Source organism: Timaviella obliquedivisa GSE-PSE-MK23-08B (assembly GCA_019358855.1).
In the GTDB taxonomy this organism is placed as follows: domain Bacteria; phylum Cyanobacteriota; class Cyanobacteriia; order Elainellales; family Elainellaceae; genus Timaviella; species Timaviella obliquedivisa.
In genome coordinates this window covers 138,850-165,731 of the sequence record JAHHII010000005.1, presented here as the reverse complement: position 1 = coordinate 165,731, position 26,882 = coordinate 138,850, and the positions used below count along the sequence as shown (strand labels likewise).

Below are 26,882 nucleotides of genomic sequence, written 5' to 3'. Positions count from 1 at the left end.
CAAAGCTCCTTCCTAGGAAGGAGCTTTGAGGTATCTAGATATGCACCATTGAGTAGTCAGCCAGGTCTGTGCAACTTTTCCAAAATCTTCAATCTTGAGTAGCTATGCAGATATACTAGATTGATCTCCTAATCAACCTAGAACCATGCCCCTAGAAGAAGCACTAACACTACTGGAGACTTTATTACAGCAACAATATTTTAACGATCTTCAGGAACAGATTTTTCGTCATTGTTGGAATGGCGAAACCTATGCTGCGATGTCGGAAAGCATGGGGTATGACGAAGGCTATATCAAAGATCTAGGGGCAAAAATGTGGCAATTACTCTCTGAAGCCTTGGGGCAAAAAGTGAGTAAAAGTAATATTCACACTGTCGTAGAACGATATCGGCGCGCTGCTTCGCAGATACCGCAAGGGTCGCACCCCATCTCTCTAGCAGAGCCACCGCTGCCATCGCCTACATCCTCTTCTCCCGCTCCTACACCACACCAGACTCTAATCGACTGGGGAGAAGCGATCGATGTCTCTAGCTTCTATGGACGCACTGATGAACTGGAACTGCTACAACGCTGGATTTTACAGGATCAGTGTCGTTCGATATCTCTGCTAGGAATTGGTGGCATTGGTAAGACCTCGTTGTCGGTTCGCCTTACTGAAGAAATTGGGGCGGCAGCAACCCCGGTTAAGATGATAATATGGCGGACACTGCGAAATGCGCCGAGGATTGAGAGCCTGCTTGCTGATTTAATTCGCGTGTTGTCGGGCGATCGCGTCCAGGAAAATGACTTACCGCCAGATGTAGCAGGTCGAATTGCGCGCTTAATGGAATATCTACGAACGCAGCGGTGTTTGGTAGTACTTGACAACGTAGAAACAATTCTCCAGGGTGGCAAATATTCAGGAGATTACCAGAGTGAATATGAGGACTATCGTGAATTGTTTAGACGGATTGCTCAAACTCCTCATCAAAGCTGCCTCGTTTTAACGAGCCGCGAGAACCCAAAAGAATTAACGGTTTTGGAAGGAGAAAATTTACCTGTGCGATCGCTCCGGTTAAGCGGCTTGACTGGAAACGATAGCAAAGCGATTCTGCAAACTAAAGGGCACTTTGTAGGCACATCGGTCGATTGGCAAGCCTTGAGTGATCACTATGGAGGTAATCCTCTAGCCCTTAAAATTGTTGCTACCACTATTCAAGAATTATTTGAGGGCAACATCACCGAGTTTCTGGCACAAGGGACGATCATTTTTGATGATATTCGGACTTTATTGCAACAACAGTTTGATCGCCTTTCTAAATTAGAGCAGGACATTATGTATTGGCTGGCGATCGCCCGTGAACCCCTTGCCTTTACTGACTTACAAGCTGATCTGGTAACAGCAATTCCTAAAGCTAAGCTGATGGATGCAATGAGTTCGTTGAGACGGCGATCGTTAACTGAGAGGAACATTGATACCTATACCCAGCAACCTGTCGTCATGGAATATGTGACGGATCGGTTGATTGAACAGGTTGAGCAGGAGTTAAGAACATCGGAACTACACGGATTATTTCAGTCCCATGCTCTTTTAAAGGCAACGACCAAGGATTACATCCGCAGTCAACAGATACGTATGATTGTAGAACCTCTGCTAGAAAGACTAAAGACAGAATGGCGAGGGGCTGCAACACAACAGAAATTAACGGAGCGATTAACAGCGATCCAGATTGAGATAGAGAATACTCCTGGCTATGCTGGAGGAAACTTACTTAATCTCTTTCGACAACTGGGAATAGATTTGACGGGCTATGATTTTTCTAGGCTGTCTCTTTGGCAAGCTTATCTTCAAGATACCAAGCTTAAACATGTCAATGTTACAGCAGCAGATTTATCGCGATCGGTGTTTGCTCAAACCTTAGGTAATATTTTAGCAGTGGCATTTAGCCCAAGTGGAGAATGGTTTGCAACTAGCGATGGAGATGGTGAAATTCATCTTTGGCGAACTCAGGATGGAACACAAGTTTTCGTAGGGCGTGAACATACTGCCTGGGTCAAGTCTATCGCTTTTAGTCCTAATAGCCAAACGTTTATCAGCAGTGGCGAAGACCGGGTGATTCGCGCTTGGGACGTGAGCAGTGGTCAATGTTATCAGGACTTTCGGGGGCATAGCAACTGGGTTTGGGCGGTGGCGTTTAGTCCCTTAGGTAACGTGGTGGGCAGTGTCAGCGAAGACCGCACTGTTCGGTTATGGGATGCAGAAACAGGGGATTGCTTGCAGGTGTTAACGGGTCACCAAGGAGGAGTCTGCGCGATCGCTTTTCATCCCCATTTACCTCTGTTGGCAACAGGAGGAGAAGATCAAACAGTACGGTTTTGGGATTTGGAGAACGGTGATTGCTCTGCGATTTTGGAAGGACATCAACAGCGAATTCGTACCCTGGCATTTAGCCCCGATGGTGCCCTGCTAGCGAGTAGTGGTGATGATGGCAAGGTACGGATTTGGGACGGCGGTACGGGAGCTTTGATCCAAAGTTTTGAGGGCGATCGCCGCCTTTGGTCGGTGGCATTTCACCCTATGGAATCCTCATCTGAAACGTCCTCCAGCTACTGCTTAGCCACGGCAGGCGATGATCAGTTAATCCGCCTTTGGCATCCATTAACGGGAGAATGTCTTAGTACATACCCAGGACACACGAGCAAAGTCTGGTCAGTGGCATTTAGCCCCGATGGACGCATGTTAGCGAGCGGCAGCGATGATCAGACCATTAAGCTTTGGGACATTGAAACTGGACGCTGTATTAAAACTTTTCAAGGCTATAAAAATCTGGTTTGGTCAGTGGCATTCAGCCCAGCAGGTAATCAAATTGCCAGTGCTAGCGAAGATGGCATTGTGCGCCTATGGCAGGTGCCACAGGCAATTTCATCTCAAGCGATCTTATCTCAAGCGATCGCCTCTACTCAGACCCGTTCTCAGTCCATTGCTTGCCAAGAAATGATTGGGCATGAAGGGCGAGCTTGGTCAGTGGCATTTAGTCCGGTTGGGCAGTTAATGGCAAGCGGTGGCGATGATCAAACCATTCGCCTTTGGAACGTTAATACGGGGCGCTGTTTAAAGGTATTACAAGAGCGATCGGGACAAGTACGTCGGGTCTTGTTTAGTCCTCAAGGAAATCTCTTAGCCACTAACAGCAATGATAATACGGTCAAACTTTGGGATGTCACATCCCTCTACCCTCAGCCGCTGGGTGAGAAATTGAGTGAGCAGCGATCGTCATCCTCCGTCTCTCGACTACGAACGCTGCAAGGACACCATCAGCGGGTGTACGGAATCGCCTTCAGTCCCGACGGACAGCAGCTGATCACGGGCAGCGAAGATCAGACAGTTCGCCTTTGGGAAACTTCAACGGGCGAATGCCTGCGGGTGTTATCAGGGCACGATCGCTTTGTTCTCACTGTTGCATACTTAACTGGTAAAAAATTGGGTAAAGAGTCATCACAAAATTTAATCGCAAGCGGCAGCGATGACCAAACCATTCGTCTCTGGAATGCGTTCACAGGTGAATGCTTACAGGTGTTAACAGGACATACCGGTTGGGTTCAAACTCTTGCCTTTAGCCCTGATGGAGTTTGGCTTGCCAGTGGCAGCACTGATATGACCATTAAACTTTGGGATTTGCCGACCGGAACCTGTTTGCAAACCTTGCAAGGGCACGGAAAAGGGGTGGAGTCCATCAGCTTTAGCCCTGATGGACAAACGCTAGTCAGCGGTAGCGCCGATGAAACGATTAAACTTTGGGACTTACCCACCGGAAATTGTTTGCAAACCTGGCGTGCCGATCGCCCCTATGAGGGCTTAAATATTACAGGTGTTACCGGACTCACAGAGGCACAAAAAGCGGCACTAAAGTCTCTCGGTGCCTTTGAGGAAGATGACTGAGGAGTTCTCATAATATAAGTCGAGTTAATCATTCAGGCGATCGATCCTGCCCCACAATGACGCAAAATGCAGCCATCATTAACGTGATCCAGGCGATCGCTATACCATTGACAGGCGACAAAAAACTTGGTGATAACCAACCAATGAATAGACTTGTGGCAGCAGCACCGCCACCAAAAAATAGACCTATCCCCAACCCTGTCAAATGGGGAGGAATTAATCCTAATGTCCACGGTAAGGTGCTATTGATTAAAAGGCTGAGGGCAATCCCTAGCCCGATCGCCAGCAGCATCGCCATGCCTGCGCTCTGAATTAATCCCATAAAGCCAAATCCAATGGCAGCAGCGATGATGCCCAAGAGCAAGGTCACTGAATTTCCCTTATGCACAGCAAACCGTCCAGCCGGAAAAGCGGCGATCGCCATTGTGATGAACAGAATCCCTACAAAGATTGGCGGTGTTACACCCGGAACTTGAGCTTTCAAAACTTTGGGCAGCAATTCAACCGCCAACCTTAGGCTGAGAGCCGTCGTTAATCCTAACCCAAAGATTGCCCCTAAATTAATGGGTGAAGCCTGAAGTGACGAACTAGCTTGATTAGCTTGATTGCCATTAAAGGGATCACTGTTCTCAAAGGTGACTGGAAATTGTTCTTGTTTCTGTAACCACAAAACGCTAAGCAAGAGCAAAATTGCACCCAAAGCAAATGCAGGCATTGCGCCTATACTTTTTACCCAGTCATTAGCAAAGGGTGTAGCACTGCCTGCTAGTCCTGCTGCAAAGGTTAATACACTTGCCGCTTGGGGTAATCGTAGGGCAGGCGCGTAGCGACGTAATAACGCTAAAGCCGGACTGCGAAAAAGAGTTGTCGCGATCGCCCAACTGACTAACGCAGCTAGCATTAGCCAATTCATTCCACCCAGAGGAACTTGTGCCAAGAGGGGAATTGCGACAAATAGCAGAACCGATAGAACAGCGCCAAAAAGAATGAGTGAGAACCGTGTGCCCTTTAAGCGATGAAGTCGATCGGAAAATAAACCTGCTAGGGGTTCAAGGGCGATCGCAATCAGGGCTTCTATTAATAAAAGCGTGGGGGCGATCGTGGGAACGAATCCTGCTTGTGTTAAAAGCCCCGGCAAATGCACTCGATAAATCATCCAACTCACGGTAAAAAGACCAGAGACAGAAGCCAAGGCGCATAGAGAGAACCAAAGCGTGGGACGCTGCGCGTAAGTTTCAATTGAAGTGGTTGTCATAGTTAAAAAGGGAACAAGAGGTTTTCGATTTGATCATGCTTTTCACAGTAGTATCCAGCTTATCGTCAGTCTATTCAAGAGTTCGCCTGTAAAATTGACAGAACTCATGACTTTATCTGACATTTGCCAAGTTTGTCTGAAAACACCTGACTTTATCTGACTTTTACAGCCAGACATCTCCAATCAGTTGACGTAAATTGACCCTAGCGGAAACATCTCGGTTTAAGAAATTTAGAGAATTGTTTCAATCCGCATTCAGGGTTTATCAGACATCTGTAGTTATTACAAAGTTATTGCAGGTTAACTAAATTACTCATTCAGTTCAACCTGAATAAAAGAGGAGCGCAGCATTCATGTTTTCAAAAATTTCCGAACGGACGATGCATCTCACTCGCTGGGGATTTACCCTAGGGTGGATACTATTGATTGTCTCTCTGTTTTACGATCCCATCTCGGCTCAATGGACTGCACCAGGGCAGCTATTTGCAACCAATGCCCCCAATAACTGTGCATTATTTCAAGGACAATGTCTGCCCTTATCCCCTTACCCCATGGGTGCAAGAATTTTTTGGGGAATGGTTTTACCGCTGGTCATCGTTACCCTATTAGTGTTTGGTCATGAGGCATGGCGACGGATTTGCCCACTGTCTTTTCTATCTCAAATTCCGCGATCGCTAGGAGTACAGCGGCAGTCTATTATTGATGAAGATTCCTGGTTAGCTCGCAATGCGTTAACCGTTCAATTTTCCTTACTATTCTTAGGCTTAAATCTACGTCTTTTGCTAGCAAACTCCGATCGCCTTCTGTTAGGTATTTTTCTGTCCCTAACCATTCTTGCTGCCATTACCATTGGTTTTCTCTTTGCTGGTAAAACCTGGTGTAATTATTTTTGCCCGATGGCTCCGGTACAGATGGTTTACAGTGAACCTAGCGGATTATTTGGCAGCAAAGCCCATACCGCCCCACCCAAAACCATTACCCAATCAATGTGTCGCACGGTTGGGAAAGAGGGACAGGAGAAAAGTGCTTGCGTTGCTTGTAAAGTAGGCTGTATTGATATTGATGCAGAAGGCGCCCATTGGGAAAATATCCGTCAGCCCGATCGCAAGCTGCTTTATTATGCCTATGTTGGCTTAGTAATTGGGTTCTATACGTACTTCGGCTTATATTCTGGTAATTGGAGTTTTCTAAAGGCTGGGATGTGGAATGAAACGAGTCAGCTTTCAACGCTCTTGGCTCCCGGATTCTTTATTGCAGGACAGGCGATCGCCATTCCCAAACTCATTGCAGTTCCCCTCACGCTGACTCTTTTTTCCGGTGCCACCTATGCGATCGGGCTATGGGCAGAGAAAACTTATAAGCGGTACAACAAGCGGTTACGTCGTCCCCTAAGTGCAGATCTGGTGCAGAGCCAGGCGTTTGCGATCGCTACATTTCTTGCGTTCAACCTCTTGTTCTTCATGGGCATTCAACCCACGTTAGGTTACTTTCCGATAGTCGTTCAAAACTTAATCAGTTGGGCAGCGATTGTTTTGAGCAGTTTGTGGTTAGTTAAAACCTGGAAGCGAAGCGCACAGCGCTACACCCGCGAACGGGATGCGAACTTACTGCGCCGACAGTTAGGCAAATTGGAAATAGATTTATCACAGTTTTTAGAAGGGCGATCGCTTGAAGATCTCAAGCCAGACGAACTCTATACCCTGGCAAAAGTCTTACCCAGTTTTACCCAAGAGTATCGTCAGCAAGTCTATCTGGGCGCATTGCGAGAATCCATAGAAAAACGCAGTGTCTTACCCGCCAACAGCCTTCATCTATTTCAAGCACTCCGTCAAAATCTAGGCATTACAGACGAAGCCCATACCCATCTTCTCGAAAAACTTCAGATTGAAGAGCCCCAGATCTTTCCAGCCAAACCGCCCGATCAAGCTAACTCACCCACGGTCATGTGGAGCTTTAGCAAGGCAGATAGCGACCCAGATGGATCTGCCAATACAACCATAGTTCGCCCTCGACAAAAGAACGACTAATCCCTCAACCTATTTATTCCCTCATGCTCAAAATTAAAGTTTTCAATTACCAAACTGGCGGGTTTCAAGAAATTAGCCTTGCCCCCGAGAACAAACCTACACAAGAATGCTTAATTGGACGTACCGCCGACTGTGATGTAATTTTAGAAAGTCCTGATGTGAGCCGGAGTCATGCAAAAATTCAGGGACAAAAAGGTGCCTATGCCTTCACAGATTTGGGCAGCGCCAACGGTTCCTCGCTGAATAGTCAGGACGTTAAAGCCAATCAAAGTTACTCACTTAAGGTCAGCGACCTGCTGCGGATTGCAGATTTTGTATTGTTCATTGAAGCTATTGAAGTCTTAACATCTAGCAGTGAAACTTCGGTGTTAATAAAGCAGACGGGAGGAAATGAATGGGTTCAAGGCGATCTGACTGTTCGGTGTGTTCGCATTACCGATGAAACCGCAGATGTCAAAACTTTTACCTTTATGGCAGATTTACCCGTTCGGTTTAGCCATAAACCCGGTCAGTTTGTCACTTTAGATCTCGATATCAATGGAGAATCTGTTCTGCGTTCCTATTCCATTTCATCATCTCCCTCCCGTTCCCAGACATTAGAAATTACCGTCAAGCGAGTTCTTCCCTCGCCTGATATGCCGCAGGCACCCGCTGGACTAGTCTCTAACTGGTTGCATGATCATCTCAAAGTGGGTGATGCCATTAAGCTGAGCGAGCCGTTAGGCAAGTTTACCTGTGCTCCTACGCCGCCAGCTAAACTACTGCTGATTTCGGCGGGAAGTGGAATTACACCGATGATGTCTATGTCTCGCTGGATTGCAGATTTGGTGATTCCGACTGACATTATTTTTTACCACTGTGCCCGATCGCCCCAAGACATCATTTTCCGCCAAGAATTAGAAATGATGTCAGCCCGCTTACCCAATTTTAACCTGGTCATTTCCACCACGCGATCGCCCCTAGGTCAACCTTGGTACGGCTTAACGGGAAGGCTAACAGCCTCAGTTTTGCAGAGCATTGCCCCAGACTTTCAGGAGCGCACCGTTTATGTGTGTGGTCCCAATGGTTTCATGCAAGCCACAAAAGATCTGATGGCGGGGTTAAATTTTCCGATGCAGAACTATTACGAAGAAAGTTTTGGCGCACCCAAAAAACCTGTCGTAGTCAAAGCAGCAATCCCTGAAGCAATTCCTGTTGCCTCAAACGGACATTCCTCTCAGCCGCTCGTCGTTTTTGCAAAATCGAACAAAGAAATTTTGGGTGATGGCTCAGAATCTATCTTAGAACTCGCAGAGCAGGAAGGGGTGAAAATTCGGAGTAACTGTCGGCAAGGCGTGTGTGGAGCTTGCAAAAAACGCAAGTTAGAAGGCGAAGTGAAATATGACAGCGAACCGGATGCCCTTGAACCCGAAGATCAGGCAGCAGGGTACGTGTTGACCTGTGTGGCTTGTCCAGTCGGACGAGTGGTTATTGAAGCTTAAATCCAAAACGCCAATTTACCTGTACTAAAGATCAAAGCAATCACCTGACCTTTCCCAAGGAGCAAATCATGGCAAACCATGACGAAGAGCAAACCCGCGCCTCAGAGAATGAAACGATCGCAGTCACAAAAGCAACAAATCGCCAACTGGCAGTCTTTGGCTACGCAGCCCTGGGTCTGGCAGCAGCAGCAACATCATTTGTGATGCTCCCTAAAGTTTTAAGCGGACAAAATTTACAATTACCAATGGGCACAGCAGCAAATTCTCAGCCCTGCGAACTCAACATTGCAGTTCAAAATCCTGACCCGAATCAACCCTTCAATGCCAAAATTGCTCTACCTCGCTGCTCCGCAGGGGCAGGCTGGGAACAGGCAAAGCTCAATACTTTGTTTGGACGTTTAGGCGCAACTTGGTGGGTTGCTCCTGCTTCAGATGGTCACTTATTAGCCACAGTCAGCGGTAATGCCGTGATTGTCTGGGATTTGCGAACTCAAGAAATTGTGCATACGTTGAAAGGTCATAAAGATGTGATCCATGCGATCGCCCTAAGCCCCGATAGCCAAGTTTTAGCAACGGGCAGCGCTGATAAATCTATTAAGCTTTGGAATTTACAAAGCGGGGAATTACTGCAAACTCTAGAGGGACATAAAGGCGTGCTGTGGTCAGTCGCTTTTTCTCCAGACGGGCAATTATTAGCTAGTGGCGGCGGCGATAATACGCTGAGACTTTGGGACTTAAAAACGGGCACACTCACCCAATCTTTGGCAGGGCACAGAGATCGGATTTTCCCCGTAGCGTTTAGTCCTGATGGAAAAACTGTTGCCAGTGGCGGTAAGGATAAAGTGATTAAACTCTGGGATGTGCAGACTGGCAAAGAGCTAAAAACATTCATTGGACATACTAACGCGGTCAGGGCGCTCGCGTTTGATCCGACGGGGACGCGCATTGCCAGCGGGGGCTGGGATAGTACTGTCCGGCTGTGGGATGTGGCAACGGGGCAAGAGTTGCACTCTTTTACAGGACATAAAGATCGACTAGTTTCTGTGGCGATTAGCCCAGATGGTAAGATTTTAGCCAGTGGAGCGATCGACAATACGGTACGGCTGTGGAATTTAGAACAGCAAGTTCCGTTAGCAACCTTATCTGGCTATCCGGATTGGGTTTTATCTGTTGCATTTAGCCAAGATGGCAACACGCTGATTACTGGAGGACGAGACGGCACGATCGCCATTTGGTCTAAGGCGGTCAAGAAATAAGGGACGGCATCGCTGCTAATAAAACAAAATAGGTGACAAGGTAATCGCTATGAGTCAGCATTCTTTCTCGAATCCCTCGTCCATGTGGCTCGGTCGCTTTGTCGGTGACGGTAACCGTTATCGTTTAGATGAACTGCTGGGCGGCGGCGGTATGGGCAATGTTTTTCTGGCAATGGATACTCGCCTGGGTAAGCCCGTCGCCCTCAAGCTGTTAAAAGAATCGTTGGCGATCGCGAACGACACCGATTTTCGAGAACGTTTTGAAAAGGAATGCTCCATTTGTGCCGCTCTCAAAAGCCCCCACATTGTTCAAGTGACTGACTACGGCGTAACTTCCGAAGGATACCCGTTCTACGTCATGGAATATTTGCAAGGGCAAACCTTGGGAGATGTAATGGTATCTGAACAACGTCTGCCGATCGCGCGTACCTGTAATATCATGAGTCAGGTCTGTGATGGGTTGCGTCTTGCCCATACTGGAGTAACGTTTTGGGATACTAAGACCGGAATGAGTGAACAAATCAAAATTGTTCACCGAGATTTAAAGCCCGCCAACATCTTTTTAGTGCCTACAGCGCTGGGCGAACTCGCGAAAGTGATTGACTTTGGAATCGCTAAAATTCATTTTTTGCAAAACGAATATGCTAGCACCACAGGCATGTTTTTAGGAACCTGTCACTACGCGCCGCCCGAACAATTTAACGTGACAAGTGAAGTTGACGAACGAGCAGATATTTATAGCCTTGGCATGATGCTATACGAAATGCTGTCTGGGGTTGATCCCTTTGGGTTTGACTTCAAAAATAATCGAGTCAGTAACGATAACTGGCTGACTGCCCATGCCAGTAAAATCCCTCTACCCTTGCGATCGCAGCCTGGTAGCGAAGACTTGCCCTTCAGCCTGGAAGCGATTGTCATGCGCTGCTTAGAGAAAAGACCGAGCGATCGTTTTGCTTCAGTTGCTGAACTCAGTAATGCCCTGCAAGCCGTAAGTGCTGGTATGCCCGTCTGGTTACCGCCTGCTTCTGCGGAGTCAGAAACGATTGTGAGACCTAACGTTAAAACCAAGGGTACAGTGCCAAAAACCACCTTGCGCCCATGGATATACCTTGGGGGTGCAGTCTTGCTGGGGGCGATCGCACTATACAGCGTTCCTCGGTTCTTTCCGTCTGTCGTTCCCTCAGCCATTACTTCTGCTAACAAAAATCCATTCACGCTCAGTACTCATCAAATTTCTCTCCTCAAAACTCTTGCTGAAAATCCCCAAAAAGCTCAGGCAGTTAGCGCTGCTATTCTGAGTCCCGACCAGCGTACCTTAATTAGCGCTGGCGAAGATCGTGACCCGTTTAATCCTCAACTTTTCCCAATCAAAATTTGGGATTTTGCCACCGCAGAAGTGCCTAATACCCTTAACGATGGACATACCGCCCCCATCCTTGCCCTCAGCCTCAGCGCCGATGGTAGCCTGCTTGCCAGCGGCAGTGAAGATAATACAATTAAAATTTGGGATGCGATCGCCGGAAAACTGCTGCATACGCTGAAAGGACATACCGCCCCTGTTACCTCTGTGGCAATCAGTCGAGATGGCAAAACGGTCATCAGTGGCAGTGAAGATAATACAATTAAAATTTGGGATGTGCCGACTACAGCGCTGCGCCACACTTTAACCGAGCATACCGATAAGGTTTACGCTGTAGCACTGAGTCTTGATGGCAAGACGATCGCCAGCGGCAGTCAAGACTTCACCGTTAAACTCTGGCACACCGAAACTGGCGAACTCATTCGCACCCTCAGCCAACCTGCTGGACATCGTAATGCAGTCAGTGCGGTTGCCATTAGTCCCAACGGCAAACAGGTCGCCAGCGGCAGTTGGGAAAAAAACATCAAGCTTTGGGATCTACAAACCGGAAAAATTCTCCGCACTTTTGCAGAGCATCAAGATAAAGTCACGACAGTAACGTTTGTCAATGACCAAACCATTGCCAGCGGCAGCTTTGACAAAAGTATCCGAGTTTGGGACACTCAGTCTGAAGCGTTTCAAGAAATTCAGGAGGCACATACAGCAACCGTCTTGTCCCTAACAGCCCGTCCGGCAGATCAGCGTTTAGTGAGTGCCAGTCAAGATAAAACAATTAAAATTTGGCAGTGGACTAAACGAGGAGAGTGAATTCCGTAGTGAATCTTATGCCAAATTTCTATTCCAGTTAAAGACTTCTCTGATGAACGATGAACGCAGAAGCAATTTTTCTATACTATGGAGCCTTCCTATCTGATTCATCTTGTATTCGCATTTCTTCAACTCCATCCGTCATTTGTACTAAACAAAGTCCCCAAATTTTAAACAAGCTTTGATAGTTTGCCTCACTCTTTGCCTGTCTCACTTCAAGTTGCTTAAGCTGCTGCTGCAACTTACGAATGGTTAAAATATTTTCAACTCGTGCAAACACCTCTTCTTCGCTAAAAGGTTTGGTAATGTAATCTACTCCGCCTACCGCAAAGGCTTTCATCTTATCCAGCACCTCATCTAAAGCACTGATAAAAATCACCGGAATATCTCGTGTTTCTACATCTGCCTTTAAGCGTTGGCAGACTTCGTAACCATTCATGTCTGGCATTTTAATATCCAAAAGCATCAAATCTGGTGGGTTCGCTTGGGCTGTTTTCAGTGCCATTTGACCATTCACCACTCGACGCACCTCATATCCCTGCTCGGTCAACATTGCCGATAGAAGACGAAGGTTATTGGGCGTATCATCTACAAGCAAAATATTACCCCGATGGGGTTGGGCTGGGCTACGGTTCATTGGAAAAGTTCGTGGGTAAGAAGGGTTGGGTTAAATCCATCAGTTTGTCACAGCGAAAGTTATGCACCAGATCCATTAGGGCATCGGCGATCGCTTGATTAGAAGATGGAATTTGTTGAATCAGCTTAAAGATCATCTGTTCATCGGTTCGGAGTGCCGCTTGATACATCTGAGCCATCCATTCTATCGGCATCATACTCAACAGGTCTGAAGTCAGATCCTTCGGAGCAATAGAATTTTGTAGCAAGTTCATTAGAGGTTCAGCGTAGAGATATTGAGTCCCTAAATGCTGGGTGATTTTTTCAAAAATAAGGGATTCTTTATAGGGTTTGCAGACTAAATCATCGCAGCCTGCTGCCAAGATACTCACTTGTTGTTCTTCAAAGGCGCTGGCAGTCAGAGCAATAATTTTTGTCGTGTGAGTATGATCTTGGGCGCGAATGCGTCTGGCTGCCTCGTAGCCATCCATGACAGGCATTCGCATGTCCATCCAAATGAGGTGGGGCTGCCAAGCTTGCCACTGGGCGATCGCTTCTTCGCCATTCGCTGCTGTAGTCGTTTCAAAGCCTACCATGTCTAATAACCGCACCATTAATTCCCGATTTTCTTGTCGGTCATCTACTATCAAAAGCCGGTAATTAGGTTGATGGGGCGCAATTCGTAAAACTCGTTTATCTGGCAAGATCGGTGATATTTCTAACGGACTTGCAGACACAGCAGGAATATCAAACCAGAAGGTTGTGCCCTCATTGACTTGACTCATAACCCCCATATCTCCCCCCATTAAACGCACAAACTGACGACTAATTGCCAACCCCAACCCCGTGCCCTGACCCATTTGAGAGCTAGTGAACGGCTGCGAAAAGGGTTGAAATAATTGTCCTAGATCTTCAGCGGCAATGCCACAACCCGTATCATGAACTTCAAAGCGAAGTTTAGGAAGGCTGGGCGTAAGGTGTGGCGAGGTCGTGGTCACCTGCACCTGAATATGTCCAATTTGGGTAAATTTTACTGCGTTTTCTAATAAGTTAATGAGTACCTGACGAAGTTTTCCCTCGTCTGCTAAAACATGGTGTGGCAAATTGTTAGCTAATCTAAACTCCAATGATAGACTCTTAGCTTTAACTCGAACTTGAAACATTTCCTTGAGCGTATGGAGCAGGAAACGCAGATCAAACGTCGTTGGGTTTAAGGCAATCCGACCTGCCTCAATTTTAGACATTTCTAAAACGTCATTAATTAAGTTTAATAAGTGTTCTCCACTTTGGTTGATGGTTGCTAAAAACTCTTTCTGACTAGTGGTCAGAAGGACATCTCTTTCCATCAGTTGAGAGAATCCCAAGATCGTGTTGAGTGGCGTTCGTAGCTCGTGACTCATGTTCGCCAAAAAAGCGCTCTTAGCACGATTTGCCGCTTCAGCAGCATCTTTGGCTAAGAGCAGCGAGGCTTCTACCTGCTTACGCTCTAACTCAGCCCCAGTACGGGCTGCGAAAATTTTCAAGATCAGTTCTCGACTCGGATCTTCCTCCATTGGTTTTACGTCTAAAACGGCTAGATGTCCCAAGATTTTTCCTGATGAGTGGGTTAGAGGAACACCCAGATAGCTGACAGCCGCGATCGCCATCTTATCCAGTAGTTGAGGAAATAAAGTGAGTAGATTGGTAGGACAAGAATATAGCTCTCCATTCAGCACTGCCTCACAAGGTGTGTCTTGAATCGAGTACTCAAAGTTTTCTCCTTGGGCAACTCCTTGCCAAAATGCGAGGGTGTGAACCCTGTGGCGATCGCTAGTCTCAGAATCCTCAACAAACTCAGTGACAAACGCATAGCGTACCCGCAATATTTCAGCCAAATAAGATACGCAAGTATTAAAGAAAACATCTCCTGTTTTTGCCGCTGTTCCTTCTAAAAACAAACGCAATGCTTGTTCCTGCTGTTTGCGATCGGTCACATCTTCAGAGATACCCAAAATATGACTAGGTTTTCCTTGTGCATCAAACAAAGGTAGCTTCCAGCCTCTCACCATAATCCGATGTCCAGGTTCTCGCTCAATCCAGTGTTCCGGTAGTTCTACTAAACCGCTGTGCTGCAAAGTAGCAATATCTTCTTGCAGATGGTAAGCAGCCTGTTCAGAAGAAATTAGCTCCTGATCATTACGCCCGATCGCCGTTTCTGGCGAAAATCCTAAAATGTGTTCAGAGTTTCGACTCACCAGGACATACCGAAAATTTTGTCTTGCATCTTTAACATATAGTGCCAGCGGTAAACTATTGATAATGCTATCCAAAAATTGTCGAGATTGTCTGAGTTCTTCAGTTCGTTCTTCAACCTTTATCTCTAGCTGTGTATAAAGCATTCGCAGCTGTTCAATCATTTGATTGAATGCTCTTGCCAAAATACCGATTTCATTCTCAGTGAGCACTGGAGCCGTGGAGGCTAAATTCCCTGCTGCGACCTGCGTTGCGGTTTGAGTGATTGCTAAAATGGGGTGGGCAATCCGCTGGGTGCCATAGTAAACAACGATCGCCAACAGACCCACCAACCCTAATCCTGTGGTAAAAATGGTTTGAGCAAGCTGTCGCGCAGGCGCAAAGGCTTCCTGAGTCGTCATTTCGACTAACAGAGCTAGATCATGATTCTCTAACCAGCGATACACCCCCAGCACCTCTTCCCCGCGATAGTTCCAATAAACCCCGCTACCCGCAAGTCCCTGCGATGCTAGGGCAATCCCTTGGCTATAAACATCGCGATCGGCAGGCTGGTGAGAGGGAGTTTTAGAAATGAAAATGTTATAGCTTTTTAAGTTGCCGCCTTGGTTAGGTAGAGTGTTACCCACTAAATAAGTTTCGCCTGTTTTTCCTAATCCTGGACGTTTACGCAAAATTTCATCAATGCGGCTGAGATTAAGATGAAGGGCTAGTATACCTATTTGCTGACCTGTTGCACCTTCAATGGGAGTAGCAAATGTCATGCGGGGTTCGCCAGTTGTAGGGGCGGGGTAGAAGTTGGGGGAAAACTGAAACTCCTGAGTTTTAGGCAGATAGCTATATTGAACTAGCGGTTCGTAGGAGCCTTCATTAGATTTCTTGGTAGAAAGTACTACCTTGCTGCCTTTCGTTAAAATCAGAATTTCGTCAAGGCTAGAATGCTGGCTATCGATCGCCGTTAACAGTCCTGAAAGTCGCTGGTAGGCTTCTGTTTGTGCGGTTGACTCATTTTGTCGATCACTCTGGATTAGCAGAGGTGCAAAGGCTTGAACTTCTGGCGTTTTTATCAAGGTTCTGACTTCTTCGCCTTGGTCTGCCACCCAGCGATTGAGTTCATCTTCTTTGAGGTTAGCGGTTAAATAAAGTTGTTTGATAATTGAGGTTTTAAGGGCTGCCCGAGATTGGAGAAATGCAACGCAGCAAATGGCGCTTACTGTTACGAAAGACAGAATTAAAAAGTATCCGACTATTTGAACAATAAGGCTGCGTTTCCAGAATTGCATAGTTTTGAAAGGGTTGATGAGAGACAGATTTATGAGATGTTTTGCCATTCATCAAATATTTTTTGGATGCGGGCGATCGCTTCATCCACAGCAGCCTCAGGAGATCTACCGTTTACGATGATCTGTTGAAGAGCTTGCCCCCAGACGCTCTCTTCCTGAACCTGAGAATAGGCTGGATTAAGAATATGGTAAAAGAGACGGGTTTGACCTTGAAGTTGCTTAACGGCTTTGGAAATATGGGGGTCGGCAGAGCTTTGCCAGAAGGAATCTTTAAGCGAACTAGGCATGGTTGGGAATGAGCGTCCTCGTGAGTTAATTAGATAGGCGTTGAGGCGATCGGGTTCAACAAAATAGGTTAAAAACGCTTTTGCAGCCTTGATGTTTTTGGCATTCTTAAAGATTAGCGCTTGCTTGACCGAAATCAAGGTTCGCATTTGTTCTCCGTCAGGTTTTTTAGGAAATTCACGGGTGGCAATTCTTTTAAAGTAGAGATCGGTATCATCCCGTTGAGATACAGGAATTGATAGACTAGGATTTGCGGTCATCAACATGTTGTGATTTAAGAAGTTAACGTTGTTATCCGAATCAACCCAATTTAACGACTCTGGCGGTATGTATTTATCTTGATAAAGCTGAGTTAACCATTTCATCGCTGTGATAATTCCTTGACGCACTTGGGGTTCGTTCAGCCGTAACTGTCCTTGTGCATTTAATACTTCAATGTTGTATGCCTCTAGAATTTGCTCAAATAAAACAAATAAATCACTGGATGCAGGGGAGAGCGTTAATCCCAGTCCGTAAATTTTAGATTCTCCAAGTTGACGGAGCCGAGTTTGAGCTTGTTGCCAAAATTGCCAAAACTCGTCCCAATCGTTAGGGACACTATCATCACTCAAACCCAACTGGGCAAGATGATCGCGCCAATAGTGAATATGCAAAGCCTGAATCTCAATGGGCACTCCATAAAAGCTTTTCTTTTGCTCAGCTTTGTTGTACAGGTAGGCAGAATCTAGCGCCAACTGACTGTACTGATTTTTGACCGTTGCAACTACATCAGATACATCAGCAAGTTTATCCTCTAATGCCCACCGAGGCTCCAGAGTATAGTCGGCACGATGGGCGAACACAATATCAGGCGGATCGCCATTTTCGAGCGCAATAACAGCTTGGTTTAAGACATCATCGGGGCTGAGCAATGAGAGTTTGACGGGGATCGAGCTTTGGCGCTCCCAGGCAGCGATCGCCTGTTGTAATGCCTGATCTTCTTCTGGAAACAGTCCTCGTCGCCAATAAATGCGCAGTCCCGCTGGGGTAGGGGCTGTCGCTTCAATAGACGGAGAGCGCGAAAGGTTACAGCAAGTGAGGGCTGTCAACAGGAATAGCATTAGCCCTAAGGCGATCGGGAATTGACGAAGGGCTCGAAATAAGCGACGAGAGAGACGGGTTTTCATGACTTTTTTATCATTTTTATTTATAGGGCAGGCAGTTAGAAGTAGGGAGAAGTTAAATCCAAAATCTTGTCGCAGCGAAAATTCTTGATCCAATCAGTTAGCGCGATCGCCATGGGCTGCTGACTAGACGGAACTTGCTCAATCAGTTTTAAAATTTGGAATTCATCGGTACGAAGAGCCGCTTGATGCAGTTGATTAATCCACTCAGGTGGCATCTGCATCAGCGCATCCATGGGAGAGGTCAGGAGAGGAAGTTCTGGAGGCAGAGAGGCTGGAGCAGGGGACTCTGGTAGGAGAAGACGGTTAATTAGGAGGAGGAGTTGTTCGCCACTCTGGTTAATGATAGCGAGAGATTCTTGTTGAGTAGGGGTTAGAGCAGGATCGCGCAGCATCCGTTGGGTAAAGCCCAAGATGGCATTGAGAGGAGTGCGGAGTTCGTGACTCAGAGTAAAGCTTGAATGGAGAGAAGAACCGGTGGATGAAACAGATTCAGGAACCAGAAGGTATTGTTTGATGTAGTCTGGATGAAACACTTCTTGATAAATCCGATTAGCAACTTGAAGTTGTCCTTGGTTAGGAATAATTAACCCAGATAGGAATAGCTCGCGCTGAACACTAGAGTCGTGGGTTGGAATTTTCTCGCCTTGCACTATTCTGAGACAAAGTTCTAATAATTCTTGCCGATGGCTATTTTTAAGTAAGCGATCGCGAATTGTTCGTAAATGCTCAGGTTCATCTTGCGCCTCCCAATTTTCAAGGATGTGCGATCGCACCAGTTTCTCGATCGCAACTGTAGATAAGTCATAAAAAAACTGAATTAAATGAGGGTTGGCGATCGGCAATTGTTGATCGAGGCGACAGTCGATCGACTCCTGAGTTCCTTGTCCTTGCTGCGATCTCGCCTGCTCTAACCCCTGTCGCTCTGCTACTAAACGACAAAGCTTTTGGGTCAAAAAAGGCTGCCCCCCTGTCCAATCTAAAATTTCTTGTAACACCGTTTGGGGATGGCTAACTTTACCTTCTAACCCATCAATCAACGGTTGCACTTCCGCCAGTTGAAATCCCTGCAAGGCAATAATTCGCCCTACATTAAAAGGAGTTAGGAATGGATTTTGTATTAAAGTTGAAGGAGTCGCTACTCCTAATAAGACCCAATTTAAACGCTGATAATTAGGGTTTTCTACCCGCTGGTTATAGCAGTACCGAATCAGCGCAAAAAAGTCTTCGACTGAAAAATCAAGACTCAGCACACTATCAATTTCGTCAATGAAAATAAAAATCTGTTCACCTGGCACCTGCACCAAAAGCACAGTTTCAATGAACTGACTGAAGCGTTGAATTAACGAAAGATACTGCCGTTCACGCCACCAAGCAACCGCGTTAAATGAATCTAACCCAAACCCTCGCACCAAATCTACTACCAGCCCTAAATACCATTGCTCAGGCGTAATATTTTTACTACCAATTCGGGTCATATCTATTGAAACACACGGTCTAGCTAATTTTTGCAAACGACGTTTTACCCGCAGCCGCAAGCTCGATTTACCCATTTGTCGCGAACTGAAAACCGAACACAATTCTCCCCGGAGTAGCGCCTGGTACAGGTCTGTATCTGCCTGCCGTTCGACATAGGTTGGCGAATCGCTCTTGAGGGTTCCGCCAACTTGATATTCATAGAACGGGGGTAGTTCAGACATTTCTCTTCCCTGATTCGATCTTTACTTTTGATTCAATCATTAAATAAGCTGGTTCTGAAAATATAGGCGATACAACTCGCGACTAAGGATTGCCTGGTTGCCTTGAAACTTAATCAAACCCAGGCTTTCTAGTTTATAGAGCGTCATTGCTTCTAACTGTCCGGGTGTTGCAGAGAGAATTTGCTGAAGGGCGATCGCCAATTCAGGATGCTCATGCAAATGATTTAAATGATGCCGTAAATGTTCACCATAAATTCCTGCCGTAGTTGGGGCTTCCTGCAACAGTTGTTCCAGGCTCATCTGCTGCCGTAGCGCATACAGCGCCAAGCGGACCAAATAGGGATGCCCGCCAATCATTTCTAAGAGCGATCGCAAATCTTGTACGCCTGCTGCCGTCTTTGCCCAATTTAGCCCATGCCGCAACGCTAAATCCTGCACCTGCTCCAACGTAAATTCGGGCAGCCGAATAGGGAGTCCGACATTGAAAGGCGACTGATTAATATTGAGCGGAATATATGCCTCGGTCGAATGCACCACCACCAGCCGCAATTTCTGCCAAATCGCAAACTCTGATGCATCCTCATACCAGGAGCGTAACAAGGGTAAAAAATCCAGCGCTAAGTCAGGATACTCAAACAATCGATTTACTTCATCAAAAGCCAGAACTAGAGCAGTATCGATCGCCTCTAGCAAGTACCGCTGAAAGTAGAGGGTGCAACTCATCTTACTGCCCATTTCCAAATTCCAGTAGTCATCTAAAATAGGAGCCAAATCAAGCTGCTGGGCAATATTGGCACAGATCCAGCGCAAAAACTTATCTAAAGAGCCTAATACACTACTATCCGCTCTTTGCAAATTTAGCGTTGCAGTCTGTAATCCGCTTTGCTTTGCGTGTGCCAGAATCCGGTGCATAAAGGAAGATTTACCCATTTGTCGGGGGGCTTTGATGCGAACCAGACTACCCGGTTTATGGATTTCGCGAAGGGTCTGTGCTTCAATCGGCGAACGCTCTACATAAAAAGGTGAGTTTAATGCCACTACCCCACTAGGGAACTCTAGCCGAAAGGGTGAAGCCTCTGGAAGGTCGTCTAAGAAAGCGATCGCTAGTCTATCTCCACGCGCGATCGTCTGCTGTGATTCCTGCTCTCGTTGGTAACGTCTTAAAGCAACGTGCACATTTTTTTTAGTTACTTTCTCTCCCAAAACTTTAGACAGCATTGACCAAAGCTGCGATCCCACATCTCGAATATAACCCGGATCATAGGCAAGTTCTTCAGAAATCTCTTCGTAGCTCAATCCCACCCACGCCCGACAAAATACCGTCTGCTGAAGGTCACTAAGGCACTTCGGCTGAAGAAGGATTTCTAGAACAATTAGGGCTTCATCCGGAGTCATTGAGTTTAAGACATCGGTAGGGTTTCCTTCTGCCTCTAATTTTACTGCTATAGGGCGGGCTGTAAAAAACATAAGTGCCTTACTGCTAAAACTGTTCTTCAGAACATAACCCCCAAAGCGAAGTTTGTCTGTCAGAATCTGTTGGAAAAAGTCAGAAGATTAATCAATGGTATTGCCGACTTTTCCCAATAGACATCATGCCTGAATCTGTTTATCTTAGCGGTGTGTGAGGATTGAGAATGTGAAGATGTTTGAAAATATGAGGATGTTTGAAAAGTGCAGTTGAGGATGGTTGAAAAGTATAAAGAGTCTCCGCTTCGTTAGCGTTCTGCCCATAATTAATATTTAGCTGATTAATATCTGGGCAGACAAATCATTAACGACACCGTCTCAGAAATTTTTTAGCCATCCTCTTCTCAAACATCCTCTTCCTAAACCTGATCTAAGTAATATCAGTTGACTTTGTTGAGCAGGAGTACGAATCTGCTCAAAGCCCCTTTGCTTTAGAGGTTGTCTGAGAAGTCTAGGTTTGCTATCTAATCCGCCCCCTAAATCCCCCATTTGGGGGACTTTGAAGAAGAAGTGGCTTGGAAGTCCCCCAAAATCGGGGGTTGGGGGGCGAGTGTAAGAATCTTTGATACTTCTCAGATATCCTCTTAGAAAAAAAAGAGGGGTTGGACAGAAATCTATCTTATTTGCATTGCCGACTCAACCTAGCCCCTAGCCTTTTCTTAACAGGGCAAGGAGAACCGGATTTTCATACCCCAACTCAGCGATGTCAGTCAGCCTTCCTATCTTAACTAGATTGCTTAATTCCACCTTTCAAGGAAAAAATTATGACAAGTGTACTTCAGACCACTGCCCTGAGTAGTTTAATGCAGTTTTATCCCACGCTACCTGTCGCTGAATCGGATCCGATGCTGATTCAACAAGATTTATACTTTGGACGCAATATCGGAACGACAGGGAGGGTTACAAAACAACAATTTCAGCAATTTCTTAGGGATGTCGTTGCACCTCGGTTCTCGACTGGGGTGATAGTATATGACGCAAAAGGACAATTTTTGGACAGTGATGGAGACTTAATTCGAGAACCTAGTCAGGTAATCTCATTAGTTTACGAAGATACAATTAGCAATCAACAAGCGATCAACGACATTATTGCCGCATACAAAGAGCAGTTCCAGCAAGAATCAGTTTTGCAGGTAGAGAATGAAGATATTGCTGTTGGTTTAGGTCGGGGTGAGGATTTGATCGAGAATGACTCTACACCTGAATTGATTCAGGTTGATTTATACTTTGGGCGGAATATTGGCACAACAGGACGGGTCAGCGATCGCCAATTCCGTCAATTTCTTGAGGATGTGGTAACACCCCGATTTCCTGATGGCTTAACGGTTTATGATGCCACAGAGTCGTCTCCAACTCACTCAAATCGTTTGATACGAGAACCTATTCAGGTCGTTTCATTAATTCTCGAAGACACCGAACAGAACGAGCAGTCACTCTACGAAATTATTGATGTTTATGAAGATCAGTTTCAGCAAGACTCGGTTTTACAAGTCGTCAATGAAGCGGTTAGTGTAGGGTTTGGGCAGGGGGAAGATTTAATCGATAATGATTCAACGCCTGAACTGATTCAGGTTGATCTCTATTATGGACGCAATATTGGCACAACAGGACAGGTCAGCGATCGCCAGTTTCGCCAGTTCCTTCGCAACGAAGTCACGCCTCGTTTCCCGGATGGCTTAACAGTTTACAATGCAGATGGACAGTTTTTGAACAGTTCAGATCAACTGATTCGGGAACCCAGCAATGTGGTTTCTCTCATTCTTGAAGACACGCAAGCAAATGAGCGATCGATCAACCAAATCATCGACGCTTACAAACAGGAATTCCAGCAAGAATCAGTTCTAGTCGTCGTAGATGAAACCTTGAGCATTGCGTTTGATGTCAATAATACTATTGCTCTTACCAGGGGGATCTCATCAGCTTTTGATTTCAGCACAATGTTTGAGCAAAACATGATTTTCCCTAGCATTTGACACGACTTTTTCCAACAGACGAACCAGATTTTATCCATTAACTTAAAGATATTCAGAACGATACTTTTGGAGGAATTTTCCACATGATCCACCACATTACACTAGCTGTTAACAATCCCCTTCATGCTGCTGAGGTCGTTGCGGAATTATGGCAGGGACGGGCGTTTCCATTCCCTAATCATTCGGGTAGTTACGTCGCACTTGCCCTGGATTCCTGCGGCACTGCCCTTGAGTTTTTGCCTAAGGGTACGGTACTCAAACCAGGTTTAGACGATGAGCCTGTTTTATTCTCTGAACCTATTCTTGACGCTGAGGTTTACACTGCTACGCACGTCAACATTGCAGTGCCAATCAGTGAGACAGAAATCTATGCGATCGCCAATCGAGAGGGCTGGCGTGCTGTTCGCTGCCAACGAGGAGACTTTTTTGAACTGATTGAATTCTGGCTCGAAAATGAAGTTCTGTTAGAGTTGTTACCGCCTAGCCTAATGGAGCCTTATCTGATGACAATGAATCCAGAAAACCTCAAGGCAATTCTAAATGCTGCTCCCTCCCCTCATCATGAACTTCAAACCGCTGAGGTTTAACAGGATGTCTGGGAAGTATCAAAGATTCTTACACTCGCCCCCTAAATCCCCCATTTTGGGGGACTTCCGAGCACTCCTTCTTCAAAGTCCCCCAAAATGGGGGATTTAGGGGGCGGATTGGATAGCAACCTAGACTTCTCAGACAACCTCTGAGGTAGGAGAACGTATTATGACAACTACTAATTCAAGCCCTGATTCAAACCCGATAAAATTTCGACCTATTGAGAAAGTAGGCGATCGATCTGAAGACTATCGATCTGAAGGCGATCGATCTGAAGATGTGCTTCAGTTCTGGTTCCCGACTCAACCTAGCGGTAATCAAGCAGCAATGGTTCGGCGGTGGGACTGGTGGTTTCGCGGAGGTGCAGATGCGGCTATCAACGAGCATTTTTTACTCCTTTATGAACAAGCTGCGCGGGGTGATTTTGGCATTTGGTCTAGTGAACCCCGATCGCGGCTGGCGCTAATTATCGTCCTCGACCAGTTTTCCCGATCGATTTATAAGGGAACAGCACAAGCCTTCGCACAGGACTCAAAAGCTTGTGCACTGGCGATCGAGGGGATTAAGATAGGTCACTATACAGATCTCAAAACTCCTTGGGAGAAGACCTTCTTCTTGCTGCCTCTAGGACATTCTGAAGATCTTACCAACCTAGAACTAGCGGTTAAGCTAGCAGATGATCTGGCGCAAGAGACACCTCAAGAGTATCGGGCTCTGCTAGAATTTTCTGCGACACAAGCCCGTGGGCATCAGGACGTAGTTGCTCGTTTTGGTCGCCATCCTCAGCGCAACGAGGCGCTAGGAAGGCAGTCAACCGCCGATGAACTGGAGTACTTTGCCAGTGGACAACTCGTCCACAAGCGATCGATGCCACTCCATCTATCGCAATTTCTCTTTAGTTCTTGAAGTCGCTCTTAGTCCAGAAGTGTTAATTCAGATTTTCAACCTGACTGAAAGCAGAGATTGCCATGTCTGAAGTAGAACCTATGTGGTGAAATAAAATGATCCAAAGTTTACAACGATCTTTCGTCGCAGATCAGAGTCTGAGCGATCGCCTCTTCGACTTGCTAGATATCGTCTTTCCAGAAATTGAACTACAAAAATTTGCCAGTATAGGACGAGAGCTAGGCGCATCCTGGGAGGCGGCATCAGTTCCCTTTATGAAATTTGCAGAAGGGAAGGCGATCGCCCATGTCGGAGTTCTGGAACTGCCGCTATGGATAATGGGACAATCGGTGCGCGCAGGAGGTATCCACGCAGTCGCAACCCATCCCCAGTTTCGTCGCCAGGGACATTATCGGGACTGCATGGAAGCTGCGCTAGAGTATTGTGATACTCGGTACAAAACGGTAGTTCTAACCACTTCTCAACCAGAGCTATATTACCCCTTTAACTTCCGAATAGCATTAGAATCTATGTTCACAGTGGCGTGTAAAGAATCATCTCGAAAAGATAGCTTCCGTGTACTGAACCTAGAACATGAGAATGACCGTGCTCTACTGCACCGCTTACTCGATACGCGCATTCCAGTTTCCAATGTGGTGGGAGTTTTCTCTGAGAAAGCCGTGTTTTTTGTTAACGAAGCTAGCCGATCGCTGTATTATGCTGAAGATCTGGATGCATTAGTCGTGATGGAGCAAGAAAGCGATCGCTTACGCATATTTGACATCGTTGCTGATCACTCAATTTCGCTGGTAGAGATTCTCAAGTACATTCCTCACCTCGTTAAAGAAATCACCTTTTACTTTAGTCCCGATCGCTTGGAAGTTGAAGCTCAAGCGATACCTCACGTATTAGAAGATGCGTATTTAATGGTTCGAGGTTCGTTTACCGCAGAAGGACAACCCTTTATGCTTCCTCGTTCTGCACGATGTTAATATTATGGTTAATTCAACACAGGAGATTGATATGAATACAGATCAACAGCTTGTCTCCAAACGATTCCCACGCTCTTCGCAATACCACCCAGAATGGGTAATGTCTAGCGTCAGCGGTGGAGCAAATTCCCTTTGGTTGACCGAGTGGCTCACAACAGCGCTGGATTTGCAACCCGGTATGCGAGTGTTAGACCTCGGCTGTGGACGGGCTGCTTCCTCGATCTTTCTGCACCGCGAATTTGGTGTGCAGGTTTGGGCAACCGACTTATGGCTCAGCGCCTCGGAGAATATCCAGCGAATTCGAGATGCCGGGGTCGAGGACAATGTTTTTCCTCTTCGCGCTGATGCCCGATCGCTGCCATTTGCAGAAGGCTTCTTTGATGCGATTGTTTGCATCGACTCATTTCCTTACTTTGGAACAGATGATCTGTATCTCAACTACCTGGCTCATTTTGTTAAACCAGGCGGAACAGTGGCGATCGTCGGCGCTGGATTGATGCAGGAAATTGCCGACCAAGTTCCTGACCATCTTCAAGAAATCTGGAGCCAAGATTTTTGGTGTCTCCACTCGGCAGTCTGGTGGCAACGACATTGGAACCGGACGCACATTTTAGACGTAACCTTAGCCGACAATATGGCAGAGGGCTGGCAAGTATGGCTTGATTGGCAAAAGATCGTATCTCCTGATAATGACGCAGAAATTAGGACGCTTGAAGCCGATCGGGGCAACTACCTGGGCTATGTTCGCCTTGTGGGTTGCCGCCAAGGCGAGACTAAATTAGAAGACTATTGCTGGCCTGACACAATGCGCTCTGCTCCCTTGCAGTATACAAAGAAGCCCCTATTACGAAGCTATTAGTGATGGCTCTTTAGGTATCTTCGCTACATTGGCTGTCTCGCAACTCCAGGTACATCCTTCTAAGTTCTTCAGCAGGCTAAGTTCTTCAGCAGGATTAACATCAGCAGATAAACCTGATCCGAGCACACATAACCTTTCTCGTTTTCTTCGCCCTAGTTTTATGCTTGGGCAAACCATGACACAAAGTTTGGGGCAACTGTCGCATCACTCGCTGAAAAGAGGTCGGATCGTTTAACCCCTGAGATAGGATTAAGGCACCTTGAATAGCAATAACACCATCCTCTCCCCGTTCACGGGCGATCGCATCATTCATGCCTGCTTCAACCAAAATTGAAGCGATCGCATTAATCCATAATTGCAGGAGAGTTTGCACTCGCTCTTGAAAGACCTCCTTTGCTGAACCCAGCATTAGAGCCGCCAGTACACAAGGTTTTTGCCCCTGATTGTATACCTTACTGAGGCGATCGCACATGTGCTGCAACCGCGTCAGCGCATTACCTTCACTTTGCACAACTTCTAAAACAATCTGCTCTAATCCTTTCTCCAGCGACATCAACACCGTTTCTACCATCTCATCTTTGCCACCCGGAAAGTGATGGTAAAGACTGGCTTTGCCCAAACCCGTTGCCTGGGAAATTTTAGATACTGTAACGCCATCGTAGCCAAACTGCCGAAATAAGTCGAGCAGAGTGGGGGCGTAGGTTTGCTTAGACATCGCTTTTGAAACTCATAAAAAAA

General features: G+C 46.4%; 16 protein-coding genes and 1 pseudogene. 10 read left to right on the top strand and 7 right to left on the bottom strand.

Annotated features, from left to right (window positions below):
• The first annotated feature begins 145 nt into the window (after positions 1–145).
• Positions 146–3,919, top strand: coding sequence for a hypothetical protein (locus KME11_11330; GenBank protein ID MBW4515807.1), 3,774 nt, complete (start codon positions 146–148; stop codon positions 3,917–3,919).
• 28 nt (positions 3,920–3,947) lie between these two features.
• Here the strand turns inward: KME11_11330 and KME11_11325 are convergent, their stop codons facing one another.
• Entirely contained in the window at positions 3,948–5,174 is a 1,227-nt protein-coding gene (locus KME11_11325) for a hypothetical protein (GenBank protein ID MBW4515806.1), read from the bottom strand.
• A gap of 353 nt (positions 5,175–5,527) precedes the next feature.
• On the opposite strand from KME11_11325, the gene KME11_11320 reads away from it, so the two are divergent.
• The 4 genes from KME11_11320 (at position 5,528) to KME11_11305 (ending at position 12,105) form a co-directional block, all read left to right on the top strand.
• The gene (locus KME11_11320) at positions 5,528–7,201 is read left to right on the top strand and encodes a calcium-binding protein (GenBank protein MBW4515805.1); all 1,674 of its coding nucleotides are present in this window, start codon (positions 5,528–5,530) and stop codon (positions 7,199–7,201) included.
• Positions 7,202–7,224: 23 nt separating this feature from the next.
• Positions 7,225–8,682 (top strand): FHA domain-containing protein, encoded by a 1,458-nt coding sequence (locus KME11_11315; GenBank protein ID MBW4515804.1) that lies wholly within the window; start codon positions 7,225–7,227, stop codon positions 8,680–8,682.
• A 68-nt stretch (positions 8,683–8,750) separates the two neighbouring features.
• Positions 8,751–9,938, top strand: coding sequence for a WD40 repeat domain-containing protein (locus KME11_11310; protein MBW4515803.1), 1,188 nt, complete (start codon positions 8,751–8,753; stop codon positions 9,936–9,938).
• Positions 9,939–9,987: 49 nt separating this feature from the next.
• Positions 9,988–12,105 (top strand): serine/threonine protein kinase, encoded by a 2,118-nt coding sequence (locus KME11_11305; protein ID MBW4515802.1) that lies wholly within the window; start codon positions 9,988–9,990, stop codon positions 12,103–12,105.
• Between the two features lie 85 nt (positions 12,106–12,190).
• Here KME11_11305 and KME11_11300 read toward each other — a convergent pair whose 3' ends face one another.
• The 5 genes and pseudogenes from KME11_11300 to KME11_11280 all read right to left on the bottom strand — a co-directional run bounded on the left by KME11_11300 (position 12,191) and on the right by KME11_11280 (position 20,775).
• Entirely contained in the window at positions 12,191–12,742 is a 552-nt protein-coding gene (locus KME11_11300; protein MBW4515801.1) for a response regulator, read from the bottom strand.
• A complete protein-coding gene (locus tag KME11_11295) occupies positions 12,732–16,232 on the bottom strand; it encodes a response regulator (protein ID MBW4515800.1) in 3,501 nt (1,166 codons plus the stop codon). Before KME11_11295 ends, KME11_11300 begins: the two co-directional genes overlap by 11 nt.
• A 29-nt stretch (positions 16,233–16,261) precedes the next feature.
• A complete protein-coding gene (locus KME11_11290) occupies positions 16,262–17,683 on the bottom strand; it encodes an ABC transporter substrate-binding protein (GenBank protein MBW4515799.1) in 1,422 nt (473 codons plus the stop codon).
• Between the two features lie 500 nt (positions 17,684–18,183).
• Positions 18,184–19,380, bottom strand: a pseudogene (locus KME11_11285) (AAA-like domain-containing protein).
• 39 nt (positions 19,381–19,419) lie between these two features.
• A complete protein-coding gene (locus KME11_11280; GenBank protein ID MBW4515798.1) occupies positions 19,420–20,775 on the bottom strand; it encodes an AAA-like domain-containing protein in 1,356 nt (451 codons plus the stop codon).
• Between the two features lie 836 nt (positions 20,776–21,611).
• Between KME11_11280 and KME11_11275 the strand changes: the two genes are divergently transcribed.
• From KME11_11275 to KME11_11255, 5 genes are all read left to right on the top strand, one after another.
• Positions 21,612–22,820, top strand: a complete 1,209-nt coding sequence (locus KME11_11275) for a DUF3574 domain-containing protein (GenBank protein ID MBW4515797.1) — start codon at positions 21,612–21,614, stop codon at positions 22,818–22,820.
• 83 nt (positions 22,821–22,903) lie between these two features.
• Complete coding sequence (locus KME11_11270) at positions 22,904–23,407, top strand: hypothetical protein (GenBank protein ID MBW4515796.1); 504 nt, start codon at positions 22,904–22,906, stop codon at positions 23,405–23,407.
• A gap of 169 nt (positions 23,408–23,576) precedes the next feature.
• Positions 23,577–24,314 carry a DUF924 domain-containing protein gene (locus KME11_11265; protein ID MBW4515795.1) on the top strand — a complete coding sequence of 246 codons (738 nt, stop codon included), beginning with the start codon at positions 23,577–23,579 and terminating at the stop codon, positions 24,312–24,314.
• A gap of 95 nt (positions 24,315–24,409) precedes the next feature.
• Positions 24,410–25,285: a GNAT family N-acetyltransferase gene (locus KME11_11260; GenBank protein MBW4515794.1), complete on the top strand. Its 876-nt coding sequence runs from the start codon at positions 24,410–24,412 to the stop codon at positions 25,283–25,285.
• A gap of 31 nt (positions 25,286–25,316) precedes the next feature.
• On the top strand, positions 25,317–26,144 hold the full coding sequence (locus tag KME11_11255) for a methyltransferase domain-containing protein (GenBank protein MBW4515793.1): 828 nt from the start codon (positions 25,317–25,319) through the stop codon (positions 26,142–26,144).
• 100 nt (positions 26,145–26,244) lie between these two features.
• Here KME11_11255 and KME11_11250 read toward each other — a convergent pair whose 3' ends face one another.
• On the bottom strand, positions 26,245–26,859 hold the full coding sequence (locus tag KME11_11250; GenBank protein MBW4515792.1) for a TetR/AcrR family transcriptional regulator: 615 nt from the start codon (positions 26,857–26,859) through the stop codon (positions 26,245–26,247).
• Positions 26,860–26,882: the final 23 nt, after the last annotated feature.